This window comes from Alterinioella sp. B-7 (genome assembly GCF_056857775.1).
This window is the reverse complement of record NZ_JBSXNT010000039.1, coordinates 554,135-569,889: the sequence shown is the minus strand read 5'-3', so window position 1 is coordinate 569,889 and position 15,755 is coordinate 554,135. Positions and strand designations below refer to the sequence as shown.

The window sequence follows — 15,755 nt, the reverse complement described above, 5'->3', positions numbered from 1 at the left end:
GGGCCTTTCACGACGGGGCTGATAACGGTCCCAATCCCTGACCCCGGCGGCGGGTCAAGTCAAGGCCACGGGGCGATCCGCCTGCCAAAGCGTGACGGTGCCGGGCGTGGGATCGCCAAGCGCGCGCAACAGATGCGGCATGTTCAGGCCATCGAGCGCCGAGAACGCATCGAACAACTGATCCGCCCCCAGGGCGTTCACGGGGATGGCCAGAACGCCCTCGGGATGGGTCAGCACCCAGGTCTGGCCACCGGGCGCGCGGCGCAACGCCAGCCGCGTCATGTCACGGATCGCAACCGCGCCGCCATAATAGGGCCCGAGATAGGCGATGCGCCCCTCGTCCAGCGTCACCACGCCGGGCCCGTCGCCGGGGCGCGCAAACCGGATACGGCGCAGGGCCAGGATCATCATGAGGACACCGATCAGGGCGAGGACATAGCCCACCCCCTCGACCACCGGGCCGGGGCTGAGCCCGAGCCAGAGGCCAAGCACGATGACACAGCCCGCGATGATCGCCTCGCGCCAGCGCCTCAGGGCGGCAAGGGCGTCGGGGCGGATCATCCCCAATCGCCCCAGGCCAGTTGCACGGCGGTCAGGGCGGCGACGGCGGCGGTATCGGCGCGCAGGATGCGGGGGCCGAGCGCCACCGGAACCGCCTGCGGCATCGACGCCAGCCGCGCGCGTTCCGCATCCGAAAACCCGCCCTCCGGGCCGATCAATATGGCCGCTCCTCCATCCTTGCGGATGTCCTCGCCGCTGGTCCGGGCGAGGAGCGCCGCAAGGGGCGAGGAGCCGCCCGCCAACCCCTCGTCACAGAAGACAAGCGCACGGGTCTCGGGCCAGGCCGCCAGCACCCGGTCGAGTTTCTGCAACCCCTCCACCGGCGGCACGAAGACGCCGCCGCATTGTTCTGCCGCTTCCACCGCATGCGCCTGCAAGCGGTCCTGCCGCACCCTCTCGGCATTGGTGAACTCGGTCTGCACCGGCAGGATGCGCGCGGCCCCCATCTCGGCGGCCTTTTCGACGATGAAATCGGTGCGCGCCTTCTTGATCGGCGCGAAGAGGAGCCAGAGGTCGGGCGGCATCCGTTGCGGCGCGCTCTGTTCCCGGCACAACAGCACGCCGCCACGCTTGCCCGCCTGCACCACCTCGGTCTGCCATTCGCCATCCGCCCCGTTGAAAAGCGCCACCATCGCGCCGGTCTGAAGGCGCATGACGTTGAACAGGTAATTCGCCTGGTCCCGCGACAGAGGAACGCTTTGCCCTTGCCCCAATGGATGCTCTACGTAGAGGCGGATTTTGGCTTTGACCGACATGGGGCGGACCATATGACCGCGAGAAATGAAACGCCAGTGGGGCAAGTTGCCGACGCGGTGACGGGCAATTGGGTGGACCGGCGCGCGCCCGGCTGGTCGCGCCCCTACCTGCGCCTGTCCCGCGCCGACCGGCCCATCGGCACCTGGCTGCTGCTCTTGCCCTGCTGGTGGGGCGTGCTTCTCGCCGCCGCCGCGACCGGCCCGCGGCTCTTCGATCTGTGGATCATCGCAGGCTGCGGCATCGGCGCGGTGCTGATGCGCGGGGCGGGCTGCACCTGGAACGACATCACCGATCGCGGTATCGACGGCTCGGTCGCGCGCACCCGGTCGCGGCCGATCCCCTCGGGCGCGGTCACGGTCACCCAGGCGCTGATCTGGATGGCGCTGCAATGCCTGGTCGCGCTGGCGATCCTGCTGAGTTTCAACCTGCCCGCGATCCTGCTTGGCTTTGCCGCGCTGATCCCCGTCGCGATCTATCCCTTCGCCAAGCGCTTCACCTGGTGGCCACAGGTGTTTCTCGGCCTCGCCTTCAACTGGGGCGCGCTGCTGGCCTGGACGGCGCATACCGGCAGCCTCGGGCTTGCGCCCTTCATGCTCTACCTCGCGGGCATCGCCTGGACGCTGTTCTACGACACGATCTATGCGCATCAGGATGTCGAGGATGACGCGCTGATCGGCGTGAAATCGACCGCGCGCCTCTTTGGCGAAAACAGCAAGCCCTGGCTGCGCGGCTTCCTGATCGCCTCGGTCGTGCTGATGGCCGTCGCGATCATCCTGGCGCTGCCACCCGAGGCCGGGATCCTCGCCATGGTGCTGGCCATCGCGGGCGCCTGGGGGTTCGGCTGGCACTTGGTCTGGCAGCTTGGCCAGCTGGACACCGGGGATAATGCCACCTGCCTGCGGCTTTTCCGCTCGAACCGCGATGCGGGGCTGATCGCTGCGCTGTTTCTTGCCCTTGCCGCGCTGGTGTGATTGAACACGCCCCGCCAAGCGGATAAGCCTTGGCGGAACAAGAGCAGAGGCACGACCCACCCGATGCGTATCAGCTTTACATTCGCGGCGATCGCGAGTTTCGCCCTGGCGGCGGGCATCAGCCTTGGCCTGGCCGTGATCGGGGCCCAGACGGTCGAGCGGCAATCGGTCGAGGATGTCTCCTTCGCGATGCGCGAGGACGGGCTGGACTGGGTCGAGATCGACGCCGACGGCTTGCAGGTCTTCCTGATGGGCGAGGCCCCGGACGAGGCCACGCGCTTTCGCGCCCTGCGCCGGGCGGGCACCGTGGTGGACAACGACCGGGTCGTCGATCAGATGACGGTGCTGGACCCCGAGGGCATCACCGCGCCGACCTTCTCGATCGAGATGCTGCGCAACGGCACCGGCGTGTCGCTGATCGGTCTCATTCCGGGCGCGGAAGGCGCCGACCGGCTGACCGATGGCATCTCCGACATCACCGCCGGGCTGGACGTGGCCAACATGGTCGAAACCGCCGATTTCGCGGCACCCGAAGGATGGGACGCCGCGGTGCGCTACGGCCTCTTGGCGCTGACCGAATTGCCGCGCTCGAAAGTGTCGATCTTCGCGGGCCGGGTCGAGGTCGAGGCGGTCTCGAACAGCCCCGCCGAGCGCGCCGACTGGGTCGCATTCCTGGAGGACAATCTGCCCGACGGCATCGACCTGGTGATGGACATCTCGGCCCCGCGCCCCGTCATCACCCCCTTCACCCTGCGCTACGTGGTCGAAGACGGCACCCCCCGGTTCGAAGCCTGCTCTGCCGGCACCGAAGCCGACCGCGACCGCATCCTGGAGACCGCCATCGAGTTGGGCGTCGCCGAGAACGCAAGCTGCGTCATCGGCCTCGGCGTGCCCTCGCCCCGTTGGGCCGAGGCGGTCGAGACCGCGATCACCGCCGCCAGCCGGTTCGAGGGGGCCACGCTGACTTTCTCGGATGCCGACCTGTCGCTGGTCGCCGCCGAGGGCACGCCGGGCAGCCTCTTCGATACCGTGATCGGCGAGCTGGACGCGGCGCTGCCGGATGTCTTCTCGCTCCATGCCGTGCTGCCCGCCGCGCCCGCGGAAGGCTCGGAACCCGATGGCCCGCCCCGCTTCACCGCGACGCGCAGCCCGGAAGGCTATGTGCAACTGCGCGGCCGCCTGCCCGATGACCGCGTCTCGGCCGCCGTGCTGGCCTATGCCAATGCGCTTTTCGGGCGCCGCAACACCTACCTGGCCACCCGCACCGATCCCGACCTGCCCGAAGGCTGGCCGCTGCGCGTGCTGGCCGGGCTTGAAGCGCTGTCGCGGCTGCCCAACGGCTCGCTCACGGTCGAACCCGACCACCTGATCCTGCGCGGCAATTCCGGCAGCGAGGACGCCACGTCGGACCTGTCGCGCCTGCTGGCGCAACAGCTGGGTGACGCCGCCAGTTTCGAGATCGACGTGACCTACATGGCCAGCCTCGACCCGATCACCGGAGAGCTGACCGACCAGCAATGCCTCGACCGCGTCAACACAGTGCTGGACCGGCGCAAGATCACCTTCGATCCCGGTTCGGTCGAGATCAACGAGGCGGCGGGCGAGGTGCTGGACGACCTGGCCGAGATCCTGCGCGACTGCTCGCATGTCGAGATGCAGATCGGCGGCCACACGGACACGCAGGGCCGCGAGGAACTGAACCTCAATATCAGCCAGGCCCGCGCCGATGCGGTGCTGAACGGATTGCTGGCGCGCCGGGTGCTGACCAGCAATCTCAGCGCGCAGGGCTATGGCGAGACACGCCCCGTGGCCGATAACGACACCGCAGAGGGCCGCGAGGCCAACCGCCGCATCGAGTTCATGCTGCTGACGGAAATCCGTGAGCGTGAACTGCGCGAGGCGGCCGAGGAACGCGCGGCCATCCTGGCCAATGCCCCCCGGCCCGTGATGCGGCCCGAGGGGCTTGCGCCCGATCACGAAGAGGAAGAGACCGAATGAACCGCACCGAATTCATCGTGGTGATCGCGATCATCCTCTTTGTGGCTTTCGCGCTTGGCTGGTTCGCCAACTGGCTGATCCATCGCCTGACACGGGTGTCGGGCGTCGACATGAACGAGCTGGAGGAGATGGCCAAGGCGCTGCACGACGCCGAGGAGACGCGCGACCAGGCGATCACCTACCTGCAACACCGCGAGGCGGAACTGACCAACCAGATCGCCCAGACCGAGGCCGAGCTGCGCGCCGCGATGGAAGGGCTGCGCGAGGCACGGCGCGAGGCGGAAGAGCTGCGCATCTATGTCGAACAGGAGAGCCAGGGGTAGGGTGTCGGATTGCTGCGCAATCCGACCGGTTGGGGGCGCTGCCCCCAAACCCCCCGGGATATTTCCGGAACAAAGAAGGGGTGGGCGGTTTTTTTTGGCAGCGTTAGGGCGGTGTTAACGGTCTTGCGGCAGGCTGCATCGCAGGTACCTTTGGAAATCAGGTTTTCGCGGTCTGCCGAAGACAGCCCCCGACAGGGCCAAGGCAGATCGGTCGGACCACCGCGCGCCGGGTGTGACGCCCCGGCGTTCACGAACCGCTTTTCGCCCTTGCGGGCCCGCAAGTTTCCAAGCCCCCTTTACGAGCCCCTTTCGTCCGGATCGGACCAGCGGCTGAGGGCATCCTCATCGGCCGCCTTCGCCTGCACCCATTCCGCGCCGCCTTGGGTGATTTCCTTCTTCCAGAACGGAGCGCGGGATTTCAGGTAATCCATCAGGAATTCCGCCGCCGCGAAGGCATCGCCGCGATGACGGGCGGCGGTCGCCACCATCATGATCGGATCGGCAGGGGTCAGCGGCCCGTAGCGGTGGAGGATCAGGCTGCCCGAAAGCTGCCAGCGCGCCCCGGCCTCTGCCGCGATCTTTGCCAGCGCCTTTTCGGTCATGCCGGGATAATGCTCGATCTCCATCCGTTCCAGCCCGCCCTGGGCAAGGTCACGGGTGATGCCGGTGAAGCTGACCACCGCGCCCGCGCCGGATTGCGCGGCAGCGAAGCTGTTCAGCTCGGCCCCCATGTCGAAGGCCCCGGCCTGCACCCGGATATCCATTACCCCTAGCCCCCCGTCATCGGCGGGAAGAACGCAACCTCCCGCGCGCCCTGGATCGGGGCGTCCAGATCGGCCAGTTCCTGATCAACGGCGGCGCGGATCGTGGAGGGGTCGGAGAAGGCCAGCGCATAGCCCTCGTCGCGGGCGGCCAGTTCCGACATCAGCTCGGCCACCGTGCGGGCATCCGTCTCGATCCGTTCATGGCCGGTGCCTACGCGCTCGCGCAGCCAGGCGAAATATCGAAGGTCAATCATTCGGGTCATCCCTCAGGTGCGGCATGGCCTTCATCAGGTAGTCGGCCCCGGTCAAGAGCGTCAGCGCGGCGGCGAACCAGAGCAATCCGGTGCCACCCCAATAAGCCAGGGCCGCGCCATTGCTGAGCCAGACCAGGCCGAATTCATCCTCGATCTCGCCTGCAAATATGCCCGCCACGATCTCGGCATCCATGCCGATGATGTTCATGCCGAAATTATGTTCGAAAATGCCGAAGGAAAACAGCACCGCGATGGCGATCATCTGCGCGGTGGTCTTCCATTTGGCCAGCCTGGTGACCTTGAGCGACCCCGCCGCATGGCCGAGATATTCGCGCAGACCGGACACGAAAACCTCGCGGAACAGGATCGCCGAGACCGGGATGATCAGCCAGGTGTTGAAGCCGAAAAGCCCCATCAGGGTGGCGAGCGCAATGACCACCATGGCCTTGTCGGCGATCGGGTCCAGCATCGCGCCGAAGCGGCTGTGCTGTTTCCAGAGCCGCGCCAGGTAGCCGTCGATCCAGTCGGTGATCGCCGCGCTGACAAAGAGGATCAGCGCCACCCAATCGGCGTAGGGACGGGGCAATATCAGGAAGATCACCGCCACGCCGGGGGCGGCGATCATCCGCGAAACGGTCAGCAGGTTCGGCAAGGTCCAGCGCATGGCACAGGCTTAACGCGTCGGGGCGGGACAGGGAAGCAACCTTATGCCGCAGCGGGCAGAATCCCGCTTCAAGCACTTTGCGTTTTATCTGGTCCAGACTGCATAGAAAGGCGCGTTCGACCGCAGGGAGAGGGAGCGTCTTTCCAGTCAATTCAAACGCAAAGTGCTTCATCCGCGCTCGTGGAAATAGTCGTAGATGGTCTCGGCCAGCGCGCCTGAAATGCCCTCGACCGCCTTGAGATCGGCGAGGTCTGCGCGGGAAACGGCCTTCGCGCTGCCGAAATGCGACAAGAGCGCGCGCTTGCGGGTGGCACCCACGCCCGGCACGTCGTCAAGCGGCGTCGCGGCGACCGATTTGGCGCGTTTGGCGCGATGCGTGCCGATGGCGAAACGGTGCGCCTCGTCACGCAGGCGCTGGATGAAATAGAGCACGGGGTCGTTGCGTTTCAGGGCAAAGGGGCGCTGGCCGGGGCGATGGAACTCCTCCTTGCCCGCGTCGCGGTCGATGCCCTTGGCGACACCGATGAAGGGCACGCCCTCGACACCCAGATCGGCCATGATCTCGGCCACCGCGCTGACCTGCCCCGCGCCGCCGTCGATCAGCAGAAGGTCGGGCCAGGTATCGCCCTGCCGGTCGGGGTCTTCCTTGAGCAGGCGCTTGAAACGGCGGCTCAAGACCTCCTTCATCATGCCGAAATCGTCGCCCGGTGTCAGGCTGTCGCCCTTGATGTTGAACTTGCGATACTGGCTTTTCAGGAACCCTTCGGGGCCCGCCACGATCATGCCGCCGACGGCGTTGGTGCCCTGGATGTGGCTGTTGTCGTAAACCTCGATGCGCTGCGGCACGGTCTCCAGCCCGAAGGCGTCGGCCAGACCTTTGAGCAGCTTTCCTTGCGTTGCCGCCTCGCTCATCTTGCGGGCGAGGCTTTCACGGGCGTTTCTTGCGGCGCCCGCGACAAGCTCCATCTTCTCGCCCCTCAAGGGCACCACGATCTCGACCTTGCGGCCCAGTTTCTCGCCGAGCGCGTCGGCCATCAGGTCATCGTTTTCGATCGCGTGAGACAGGATCACCTGACGGGGCGGAATTTTCGTATCGTAGAACTGGCCGAGAAACGCCTCGAGCACCTCGGCCTCACCCGCGCCCGAGCCGGTGCGGGGGTAGAAATCGCGGTTGCCCCAGTTCTGGTTGGCGCGGATGAAGAAGACCTGAACGCAGGCTTGCCCGCCCTCCATATGCAGCGCGATCACGTCGGCCTCGGCCACCCCGCGCGGGTTGATGCCTTGCGCGCCCTGCACCACGGTCAGCGCGCGGATGCGGTCGCGCAGGGCGGCGGCGCGCTCGAACTCCATCGCTTCGGAGGCGTCCTGCATCTCGCTGGCCAGCACCTCCTGAATCTTGGCGGATTTGCCGGAAAGGAAATTCTCGGCATCCTTGACCGAGGCGAGGTAATCGTCACGCGAAATCAGCCCGACGCAAGGCCCCGAGCAGCGCTTGATCTGGTAGAGCAGGCAGGGGCGCGTGCGGCTGTCGAAGGTCGCGTCCGAGCAGTTGCGCAGCAGGAACACCTTTTGCAGCTGGTTGAGCGTGCGGTTGACCGCGTCGGCGCTGGCGAAGGGGCCGAAATAGCTGCCCTTTTCCTTGCGCGCGCCGCGATGTTTCTTGATCTGCGGATAGTCGTGCGAGCGGCTGACGAGGATATTCGGAAAGCTCTTGTCGTCGCGCAACAGCACGTTGTAGCGCGGCTTGAGCTGCTTGATGAGGTTCTGTTCCAAGAGCAGCGCCTCGGTCTCGGTGCGCGTGGTCAGCACCATCATCTCGACCGTTTCCGAGATCATCCGGGCGATGCGGGGGGAATGACCCGAGGGCTTGGCGTAGTTCGAGACGCGCTTTTTCAGGTTGCGCGCCTTGCCGACATAAAGCACCCGCGCCTCGGCATCGAGCATCCGGTAGACGCCGGGGGAATTGTCCAGCGTGCGGGCGAAGGCGGCGATGGCCTCATGGCCGGAAAGGCGCGGTTCTGGGTCGGTTTCGGGCATTGTTACCAATCTGAATCGATTCCCTTGCGGGCTGCAACGCCCGGCAATCCTGATCAAGTTAAATAGTATCAACGGTTTCTGTGGATAACCTTTAGGATAAATCTTGGGCAGGCAGAAAAAATCGTTGTTTTCGGCAGCTTTCCGTGATTTGCCTAATTTTTGAGCATATTTTTAACGCGCTGATTTTATTGTGGAATTTTCTTTGCCGCACCCTGTGGGGCGTTGCAGTCATGGAACTGTCACAGGACTGTTACCCCATGTTAACCGGTGGACAAGTGGACCGGAGGCCCCGAAAAAAGGACCGGACTCCGCCCTGTTAACCCCGTTCTGCCGGTGATCAGGTGAAGACCATCACCACATAGGTGACATAGAGCGCCGACAGCACCAGGCCCACGGCCCGACCCATGACCCATTTCATGTAGACGAACGGGATCAGCAGCAGCGAGGCGGCCAGCATCACCCAGAGGTCATAGCGCAGGATGCCGCTATCGACCGGGATCGGCCCGACCAGCGCGGCAACGCCGATGATGCCCAGAAGGTTGAAGATGTTCGAGCCGATCACATTGCCAAGCGCCACCTCGGCATGGCGGCGGATCGCGGCCATCACGGTGGTCGCAAGCTCGGGCAGCGAGGTGCCGGCGGCCACCAGCGTCAGGCCGATGGCGGTCTCGCTGACGCCGAAGCTGCGCGCGATGGTGACGGAGGCATCGACCAGGATATCCGCCCCAAGCGGCAGGCCGACCAGGCCGAGCACGAGGTAGAGCGCGATCTTCCACCAGGGCATGTCGGGGTCGGCGCCCTCGACCTCCTCCAGGTCTTCGGCCTGCGCCGCGGCGCGTTTCCCGGCGCGCTTGTGGTTGCGCGCGGACAGGAAGGCGCGGGACAGCATCAGGGCCAGCCCGGCCAGCAGGATCAGACCGTGCCACCATGTGAAGGGCCCCGCGAAGGCCAGCGCGATGAAGAGGAAGGTCGCCGCGATCATGATCTGGAAATCGTGCCGCGTGTCGCAATCGCGCGTATCGAGCCCCGAGATCAGCGCAGGGATCCCCAGGACCAGCAGGATATTGGCGGTGTTCGACCCCACCACGTTGCCAAGCGCCAGCCCCGGCACCCCGTCGAGGATGGCATTGACCGAGATCAGAAGCTCGGGCGCGGAGGTGCCGAAGGCGACGATGGTGAGGCTGACGATCATCGCGGGGATGCCGAGGCGCAGGGACAGGTTGACCGCGCCGCGCACCAGCGTGTCGCCCGCAAGCAACAGGATCACCAGGCCGAGGCCCGCCAGCAGAAACTCGGTGATCAGCAATTCAGCCGCGTCCTTCGTCGCAGGTCGGGCAGCGCCCGCCGGTCAGGTTGATCTGGCCACAGCGGGCGCAGGTGGTGGGTTTCGGCAGGTCGCGGCGGCGACGCGCGCCACCGGGCCAGCGCAATCGTCCGAACATGGCCAGCACGGCCATGCCGATGAGGAAGAATGTGGCGATCTTGATGATCATCGCGTCACAGCCCGAACCGCGCCCATTGGGCGCGATCCTCGACCTGGGCCAGCGCATCGCCGACGATCTGCGCGCCGAAGCGGGCGAAGAGGCCCCGTTTGGGGCCATAGCGGCTGAACCTCACGTCGTCCCCGAAGATCTCCTTCATCTTGGGCTGCACATGCGCGATGCCATCGGCCAGCCCAAGGTCGACCGCGCCCTGCCCGACCCAGATCTCGCCGGTAAAGAGGTCGTCGCCGGTCAGGCGCGATCCGCGCCGGGCCTTCACATGGGCGATGAAACTGTCGTGGATCTGGCGTTGCAGATCCTTCAGGCGGGTCACGTCCTCCTCGCGCTCGGGGCGGAAGGGGTCGAGCATGGACTTGTCCTTGCCGGCGGTATGCACGCGCCGGTCGATGCCGTGATGCGCCATCAGCTTGTCGAAGCCGAAGCTGGCCGAGATCACGCCGATCGACCCGGTGATCGAGCTGTCATCGAGCCAGATATGATCGCCCGCGCAGGCCAGCCAGTAGCCGCCCGAGGCCGCCACATCCTCGACGAAGGCATGGACGGGAATGTCATGTTCCTCGGCCAGCCCGCGGATGCGCGCGGCAATCAGCGAGGACTGCACCGGCGAGCCACCGGGCGAGTTGATCAGGAGCGCCACCGCCTTGGGCTTGCCCTTGCGGAACGCCTTTTCGATCAGCGGGGCCAGCGTCGCGTCATTGAGCGTGCCGGGTTTCGCGCCCGAGGCGATCACGCCATGCAGGCGGATCACGGCGACGAGGGGCGGGCCGGAGACAAAGGGGATAAAGCGCTTCATGGGATGCGATGTAGAGTGCGAGGGGGGGCCGAACAAGGCAGAGGGCCGGGGAATTCGCGCTTTGTGGCGCGGATGCACGTCACGCTTGCGTGCGGGGACCGCCTCATGGATTGTGCCGCCATGGACCTGACCCGCCGCACGATGCTTGGCCTGCTGGCCGCGCCGCTTTTTGTCCGCCCCGCGGCGGCCTCGGAGGCGATCCTGGTCTTTGCCGCGTCCAGCCTGCGGCAGGGGCTGGAGGCGGCGTTGCAGGGATGGCAGGGCGCGCCGGTCACGGTCTCCTATGCGGGCACCGCGACACTGGCCCGCCAGATCGAGGCGGGCGCAAGGGCGGATCTGTTCTTCGGCGCGAATGCGGACTGGGCCGCCTATCTGGAAGCGCGCGAGTTGCTGGACGGCGCGGCGCGGGTGGTGCTGTCCAATACGCTGGTGCTGGCGGGCCGGGAGGGGGAGATCTCGCCCGGCGGGATCGAGGCGGCGCTGGCGGCATTGCCCGAGGATGCCCGCATCGCTACCGGCTTCGTCGAAGCGGTGCCGGTCGGCATCTACGGGCGGCAGGCGTTGCAGGCGTTGGGGCAATGGGACCGGTTCTTGCCGCATCTGGTGCAGACCGAGAACACGCGGGTGGCGGCGGCACTCGCCGCACGGGGCGAGGTCGCGCGGGCGTTGATCTATGCCACCGATGTGGCCGCTGATCCCGGTTTGGCGGTAGAAGCGGAGGTGCCTGCCGACCTGCATGATCCCATCGCCTACCCGCTGGCGATGGTGGCACGGGGGCCGCATCCGGGGCGCGCGGCTTTGTTCGACTACCTGTCCGGCCCGGAGGCGCTGGAGGCGTTCCGGGCGCAGGGCTTTTCCGGGGTCACGCCGTGATGCTTGGCCTGGGCGAGGCGGAATGGGGCGCGGTGGCGCTGTCGCTGAAAGTGTCGTTCTGGGCCACGGTGCTGAGCCTGCCGCTGGCGCTGATCACCGCGCAGGCGCTGGCGCGGGGGCGGTTCTGGGGCAAGTCGGCGCTGAACCTGGCGGTTCACCTGCCGCTCCTCATGCCGCCCGTCGTCACCGGCTACCTGCTGCTGGTGCTTTTCGGCACCCAAGGCCCGTTGGGCCGGTTCTTCGCCCTCTTCGGGGTGGAGTTCGCCTTTCGCTGGACCGGCGCGGCGCTGGCGGGCGCGATCATGGGCTTTCCGCTGATGGTGCGCGCGGTGCGGCTGGCGCTGGAGGCGGTGGATGGGCGGCTTGAGGATGCGGCGGGCACGCTCGGGGCGTCCCGCGCGCGCGTCTACCTGACCATCACCCTGCCCCTGATGGCCCCCGGCATCGCTGCGGGCGCTATCCTCGGGTTCGCCAAGGCGATGGGCGAGTTTGGCGCGACGATCACCTTCGTCTCGAACATCCCCGGCCAGACCCAGACCGTGCCGACCGCGATCTACACCTTCCTGCAAGTGCCGGGACAGGAGGGCGCGGCGCTGCGGCTGATCGTGGTCTCGATCCTGCTGTCGGCGGGGGCGTTGATTGCCTCGGAGCTTCTGGCCGCGCGGATGCGCCGGAGGCTGGGGCGGTGAGCGTGGAGATCGACATCACGCATGGCTTCGACGGGCTGACCCTGCGGGTGGAGGCCGCGTTGCAGGGCGGGCTGACCGCCGTGTTCGGGCCGTCCGGGGCGGGCAAGACGACCGTGCTGAACATCGTTGCGGGGCTGATCCGGCCCGATGCGGGGCGGGTTTGCGTCAATGGGCGCGTGTTGGTGGATACCGGGGCGGGTGTCTTCCTGCCCCCCGCCAAGCGCCGTGTCGCGGTGGTGTTCCAGGAGGCGCGCCTGTTCCCGCATCTGAGCGTGGAGCGGAACCTGCTTTACGGCGCGAAGTCCCGCGACGCGCTGGCCGATATGGTCGATCTCCTGGGGCTTGGCGCGCTGATGGCCCGCGCGCCAGCCACCCTCTCGGGCGGCGAGGCGCAGCGGGTCGCACTTGGCCGGGCGCTGCTGGCCGACCCCGAGTTGCTCTTGATGGATGAGCCGCTTTCGGCGCTGGACCGGGCGCGCAAGCAGGAGTTGATGCCCTATTTCGAGCGCCTGCGCGACGAGGCCCGCCTGCCCATCCTCTATGTCAGTCACGATGTCGAGGAGGTCGCGCAACTGGCCGACCAGGTGATGCTGCTGCGCGGGGGGCAGATGCAGGCGCTCGGGCCGGTGGCGCAGGTCTTTGCCGGTGAAGGCATTGCCCCCGAGGTCAGCCGCGACATGGCGGCCGCCGTGCTGGAGGTGGGTGTCGCGGGCTATGACGCGCGCGACGGGCTGACCGAGTTGCGGCTTGGGGAGACGCCCCTGTGGCTCCCCGGTGAGGCGGGCGATGTGGGCCACCGGCTGCGCCTGCGCATCGACGCGCGTGACGTGATGTTGAGCGAGGTTGAGCCGCAGGGCATCTCGGCGCTGAACATCCTGCCGGTGACGGTGCGCGAGGTGCGGGCGGGGCCGGGATCGGGCGCACTGGTGGCGCTGGATCATGACGGGCACAGGTTGATGGCGCGGATCACCAAGCGGTCGGTCAGGCGGCTGGGGCTGGAACCGGGGAAACGGCTGTTCGCGGTGCTGAAGACGATGGCGGTGGCGGCGCGGGGTTAATCTGTCCCGGCGCGGAATCAAGGCGAAGCCGCCGCGCCATCGACGGGCCGTCCGGCGGCCTGTCGATTGGGTGAGGCCAGCGCGCGGTATCGGGGTCGGACGGGTTTGGCTGAGATAAAGCGCGAAACACTGATGTCGGATCGACAGTCCCCGGCCCGTCAATGGCGCGGCTACTGCACCGTCCATCCCCCATCCACCGGGATCGCGGTGCCGGTGACGTTATGGGCCACGGGATCGCAGAGCCAGAGCGCCAGCGCGCCGATCTCGGACGGGTCGGACATGCGGCGCGAGGGTTGTTTCTCGGAGAGAAGATCGGCGATGCCCTTGTCTCGGTCGCCGCCGAGGGCCTCGGCGCGGGCCTCGATCTGCGGGGTGATCAGCGTGGTCTCGGTCCAGCCGGGGCAGATGCAGTTGACGGTGACGCCACCCGTGTGCGCCGACCCAACGGCGGCATATTCCAGCGCCGCCACCTTGGAGAGGCCCACGAGCCCGTGTTTCGCGGCCACATACGGCCCCTTGTGGATCGAGCCGACCAGCCCCTGCACAGAGGCGATGTTGACGACCCGCCCATAGCCGCGATCCGCCATGACGGGCAGTGCCGCCTGCATGGTGTGGAAGGCGGCGGAGAGGTTGACGGCCAGGATCGCGTCCCAGGCGTCGCGGGGCATGTCGGCCAGCGGCCCGGTCTGCTGGATGCCTGCGTTGTTGATCAGGATGTCGGCCCCGCCCCAGGCACCCACCGCCTCCATCAGCGCGTCGATGCGGTCGGGCTGGCGCAGGTCGCCCGCGAAGAACTCGGCCTGCGGGCTGCCGGCGGCGCGCAACCCTTCGCACACCTCGTGGATCTGCGCGTCGCCGCCGATCCCGTGCACGGCGATGCGCGCGCCCGCGCCTGCAAGCGCCGTGGCGATGGCCAGCCCGATGCCTTGCAGCGAGCCGGTGACAAGGGCGGTCTTTCCGGTGAGGTCGGTCATGGGTCTGTCTCCCTCCATGTGCGCAGCTCGGTTTTCAGCACCTTGCCATAGTTGTTCTTGGGCAGGCCAGCGACATGGCGATAGCGCTTGGGGCGTTTGAAGCGGGCGATTTGCGACAGGCAGAGCTGGTCCAGCTCCTGCGCCGTCGCGTCGCCCACGATGAAGGCCACCACCTCCTCGCCCCAGTCGGGGTGGGGCAGGCCGATGACGGCGGCTTCGGTGACGCGGGCGTGTTGCAGCAGCACCTCCTCGACCTCGCGCGGGTAGATGTTGGAGCCGCCCGAGATGATCATGTCCTTCGAGCGGTCTTGCAAGGTCAGGTAGCCGTCGGCATCCAGGAACCCCATATCGCCGGTATGCAGCCAGCCGTCTTGCAGCGTCTTCGCCGTGGCCTGCGCGTTTTTCCAATAACCGGGCATGACGGGGCTGCCGCGCACAAGGATCTCGCCGGTCTCGCCGGGGGGTGCATCGACGCGGACCTGCACGCCGGTCTGCGCGCGTCCGACCGAGGCGAGGCGCTGGCGCCAGCGCGGATGGCTGCGGTCGGCAACATCGTGACGCGACAGCGCGGTGATCGCCATGGGACATTCGCCCTGGCCGTAGATCTGGATGAAGATGTCCCCGAAGTGATCCGTCGCGGCGATGATATCGGCCAGATACATCGGCCCGCCCGCATAGATCACGCTGCGCAAGCCCGTGCCGGGGTCATTCGCCGCGCGGGCGTGGTCGGTCAGGCGCTTGACCATGGTGGGGGCGGCGAACATGTGGGTGGACCCATGGTGGCGCGCGAGCGAGAGGATCTCGGCCGGGTCGAAGCCCGCGGAGGGTGGGAAGACATGGCGGGCGCCCGCGCGCACATGCAGCATCGAGTAGAGCCCCGCGCCATGGCTGAGGGGGGCGGCATAGAGCGCGGCGTCCTGCGCGCGGACCTGGTCGACATCCGTCAGGTAGCTGTCGCTCATCGCGGTGAGCATGTGATGCGTGATGATCACCCCCTTGGGCCGCCCGGTGGTGCCGGAGGTGTAGAAGAGCCAGGCCAGATCGTCGGGCGCACGCGGGACCGGCGCGGCGAGGGGCGCGGCTTGCGGCACCTCGGTGAGGATCTGCGCGTCGGTCAGGGCGGGCAGGCCACGGGCCAGATCGGGCGAGGCGAAACAGAGACGCGCGCCGGCATTGGAGAGGATCCAGGCGACCTCTGCGGGGTGCAACTTGGCGTTGACGGGAACCACGGCGGCCCCGGCAAACCAGGCCCCGAAAAGCGCGATCAGGTAGTCGGGCGTGTTTTTAAGGAACAGCGCGACCCGGTCGCCGGGGGTGACGCCCATCCCGACCAGCGCGGCGGCGACACGGGCAGCAGCGGCGTGAAAGCCTGCATAATCTTCTATAAGATCATGACCCAGATAGAGGGCGGGGCGCGCGGGGTGGGCCTCGGCGGTGGCCTGGAGCCATTGGGCGATGGTCATGGGATGCGCGGCGCCTGTTCCGGGTGGGGGAAAATCCTTCGTCAGGGATTTTGGCCCGGAGCCTGCGGGATGTGC

The 15,755-nt window shown here is 67.3% G+C and carries 17 protein-coding genes; 6 read left to right on the top strand and 11 right to left on the bottom strand.

The features are described from left to right. Positions 1-54: 54 nt before the first annotated feature. Positions 55-561: a hypothetical protein gene (locus AC13C7_RS17745; protein ID WP_474887319.1), complete on the bottom strand. Its 507-nt coding sequence runs from the start codon at positions 559-561 to the stop codon at positions 55-57. Further along, positions 558-1,316: a 16S rRNA (uracil(1498)-N(3))-methyltransferase gene (locus AC13C7_RS17740; protein ID WP_482868259.1), complete on the bottom strand. Its 759-nt coding sequence runs from the start codon at positions 1,314-1,316 to the stop codon at positions 558-560. The genes AC13C7_RS17745 and AC13C7_RS17740 overlap by 4 nt, the downstream gene beginning before the upstream one ends. A gap of 12 nt (positions 1,317-1,328) precedes the next feature. Here AC13C7_RS17740 and ubiA point away from each other — a divergent pair, with 12 nt between their 5' ends. The 3 genes from ubiA to AC13C7_RS17725 all read left to right on the top strand — a co-directional run bounded on the left by ubiA (position 1,329) and on the right by AC13C7_RS17725 (position 4,609). Then, positions 1,329-2,288: a 4-hydroxybenzoate octaprenyltransferase gene (ubiA, locus tag AC13C7_RS17735; protein WP_482868258.1), complete on the top strand. Its 960-nt coding sequence runs from the start codon at positions 1,329-1,331 to the stop codon at positions 2,286-2,288. Positions 2,289-2,351: 63 nt separating this feature from the next. Next, positions 2,352-4,286, top strand: a complete 1,935-nt coding sequence (locus AC13C7_RS17730) for an OmpA family protein (protein WP_446249194.1) — start codon at positions 2,352-2,354, stop codon at positions 4,284-4,286. Next, positions 4,283-4,609 carry a hypothetical protein gene (locus tag AC13C7_RS17725; protein ID WP_172318086.1) on the top strand — a complete coding sequence of 109 codons (327 nt, stop codon included), beginning with the start codon at positions 4,283-4,285 and terminating at the stop codon, positions 4,607-4,609. Before AC13C7_RS17730 ends, AC13C7_RS17725 begins: the two co-directional genes overlap by 4 nt. 296 nt (positions 4,610-4,905) lie before the next feature. Here AC13C7_RS17725 and AC13C7_RS17720 read toward each other — a convergent pair whose 3' ends face one another. The 7 genes from AC13C7_RS17720 to AC13C7_RS17690 all read right to left on the bottom strand — a co-directional run bounded on the left by AC13C7_RS17720 (position 4,906) and on the right by AC13C7_RS17690 (position 10,623). Then, the gene (locus AC13C7_RS17720) at positions 4,906-5,373 is read right to left on the bottom strand and encodes a molybdenum cofactor biosynthesis protein MoaE (RefSeq protein WP_482868257.1); all 468 of its coding nucleotides are present in this window, start codon (positions 5,371-5,373) and stop codon (positions 4,906-4,908) included. 5 nt (positions 5,374-5,378) lie between these two features. Beyond that, positions 5,379-5,627 carry a molybdopterin converting factor subunit 1 gene (moaD, locus tag AC13C7_RS17715; RefSeq protein WP_446169468.1) on the bottom strand — a complete coding sequence of 83 codons (249 nt, stop codon included), beginning with the start codon at positions 5,625-5,627 and terminating at the stop codon, positions 5,379-5,381. Beyond that, on the bottom strand, positions 5,620-6,291 hold the full coding sequence (gene pgsA / locus AC13C7_RS17710) for a CDP-diacylglycerol--glycerol-3-phosphate 3-phosphatidyltransferase (protein WP_482868256.1): 672 nt from the start codon (positions 6,289-6,291) through the stop codon (positions 5,620-5,622). The genes moaD and pgsA overlap by 8 nt, the downstream gene beginning before the upstream one ends. Before the next feature lie 168 nt (positions 6,292-6,459). Next, a complete protein-coding gene (gene uvrC, locus AC13C7_RS17705) occupies positions 6,460-8,328 on the bottom strand; it encodes an excinuclease ABC subunit UvrC (protein ID WP_172318094.1) in 1,869 nt (622 codons plus the stop codon). 337 nt (positions 8,329-8,665) lie between these two features. Next, positions 8,666-9,628, bottom strand: coding sequence for a calcium/sodium antiporter (locus tag AC13C7_RS17700; protein ID WP_172318871.1), 963 nt, complete (start codon positions 9,626-9,628; stop codon positions 8,666-8,668). 7 nt (positions 9,629-9,635) lie between these two features. Beyond that, the gene (locus AC13C7_RS17695; RefSeq protein WP_172318096.1) at positions 9,636-9,821 is read right to left on the bottom strand and encodes a hypothetical protein; all 186 of its coding nucleotides are present in this window, start codon (positions 9,819-9,821) and stop codon (positions 9,636-9,638) included. Positions 9,822-9,825: 4 nt separating this feature from the next. Continuing rightward, positions 9,826-10,623, bottom strand: coding sequence for a S49 family peptidase (locus AC13C7_RS17690; RefSeq protein ID WP_482868255.1), 798 nt, complete (start codon positions 10,621-10,623; stop codon positions 9,826-9,828). Positions 10,624-10,743: 120 nt separating this feature from the next. Here AC13C7_RS17690 and modA point away from each other — a divergent pair, with 120 nt between their 5' ends. From modA to modC, 3 genes are read left to right on the top strand one after another with little or no spacing between them, the layout of a single operon-like run. Next, on the top strand, positions 10,744-11,496 hold the full coding sequence (modA, locus tag AC13C7_RS17685) for a molybdate ABC transporter substrate-binding protein (RefSeq protein ID WP_482868254.1): 753 nt from the start codon (positions 10,744-10,746) through the stop codon (positions 11,494-11,496). Beyond that, the gene (gene modB / locus AC13C7_RS17680; RefSeq protein WP_172318873.1) at positions 11,496-12,185 is read left to right on the top strand and encodes a molybdate ABC transporter permease subunit; all 690 of its coding nucleotides are present in this window, start codon (positions 11,496-11,498) and stop codon (positions 12,183-12,185) included. The genes modA and modB overlap by 1 nt, the downstream gene beginning before the upstream one ends. Then, positions 12,182-13,243, top strand: a complete 1,062-nt coding sequence (gene modC / locus AC13C7_RS17675) for a molybdenum ABC transporter ATP-binding protein (protein ID WP_482868253.1) — start codon at positions 12,182-12,184, stop codon at positions 13,241-13,243. The genes modB and modC overlap by 4 nt, the downstream gene beginning before the upstream one ends. Before the next feature lie 170 nt (positions 13,244-13,413). Here modC and AC13C7_RS17670 read toward each other — a convergent pair whose 3' ends face one another. Together AC13C7_RS17670 and AC13C7_RS17665 are read right to left on the bottom strand one after the other, a co-directional pair. Then, positions 13,414-14,217, bottom strand: a complete 804-nt coding sequence (locus AC13C7_RS17670) for a 3-hydroxybutyrate dehydrogenase (protein WP_482868252.1) — start codon at positions 14,215-14,217, stop codon at positions 13,414-13,416. Next, positions 14,214-15,680, bottom strand: coding sequence for a class I adenylate-forming enzyme family protein (locus AC13C7_RS17665; protein ID WP_482868251.1), 1,467 nt, complete (start codon positions 15,678-15,680; stop codon positions 14,214-14,216). The genes AC13C7_RS17670 and AC13C7_RS17665 overlap by 4 nt, the downstream gene beginning before the upstream one ends. Positions 15,681-15,755: the final 75 nt, after the last annotated feature.

Coding starts and splice junctions, on each gene's coding strand:
- AC13C7_RS17745 (WP_474887319.1), bottom strand. CDS start 561: ATGATCCGCCCCGACGCCCTTGCCGCCCTGAGGCGCTGGCGCGAGGCG.
- AC13C7_RS17740 (WP_482868259.1), bottom strand. CDS start 1,316: ATGTCGGTCAAAGCCAAAATCCGCCTCTACGTAGAGCATCCATTGGGG.
- ubiA (WP_482868258.1), top strand. CDS start 1,329: ATGACCGCGAGAAATGAAACGCCAGTGGGGCAAGTTGCCGACGCGGTG.
- AC13C7_RS17730 (WP_446249194.1), top strand. CDS start 2,352: ATGCGTATCAGCTTTACATTCGCGGCGATCGCGAGTTTCGCCCTGGCG.
- AC13C7_RS17725 (WP_172318086.1), top strand. CDS start 4,283: ATGAACCGCACCGAATTCATCGTGGTGATCGCGATCATCCTCTTTGTG.
- AC13C7_RS17720 (WP_482868257.1), bottom strand. CDS start 5,373: ATGGATATCCGGGTGCAGGCCGGGGCCTTCGACATGGGGGCCGAGCTG.
- moaD (WP_446169468.1), bottom strand. CDS start 5,627: ATGATTGACCTTCGATATTTCGCCTGGCTGCGCGAGCGCGTAGGCACC.
- pgsA (WP_482868256.1), bottom strand. CDS start 6,291: ATGCGCTGGACCTTGCCGAACCTGCTGACCGTTTCGCGGATGATCGCC.
- uvrC (WP_172318094.1), bottom strand. CDS start 8,328: ATGCCCGAAACCGACCCAGAACCGCGCCTTTCCGGCCATGAGGCCATC.
- AC13C7_RS17695 (WP_172318096.1), bottom strand. CDS start 9,821: ATGATCATCAAGATCGCCACATTCTTCCTCATCGGCATGGCCGTGCTG.
- AC13C7_RS17690 (WP_482868255.1), bottom strand. CDS start 10,623: ATGAAGCGCTTTATCCCCTTTGTCTCCGGCCCGCCCCTCGTCGCCGTG.
- modA (WP_482868254.1), top strand. CDS start 10,744: ATGGACCTGACCCGCCGCACGATGCTTGGCCTGCTGGCCGCGCCGCTT.
- modB (WP_172318873.1), top strand. CDS start 11,496: ATGCTTGGCCTGGGCGAGGCGGAATGGGGCGCGGTGGCGCTGTCGCTG.
- AC13C7_RS17670 (WP_482868252.1), bottom strand. CDS start 14,217: ATGACCGACCTCACCGGAAAGACCGCCCTTGTCACCGGCTCGCTGCAA.
- AC13C7_RS17665 (WP_482868251.1), bottom strand. CDS start 15,680: ATGACCATCGCCCAATGGCTCCAGGCCACCGCCGAGGCCCACCCCGCG.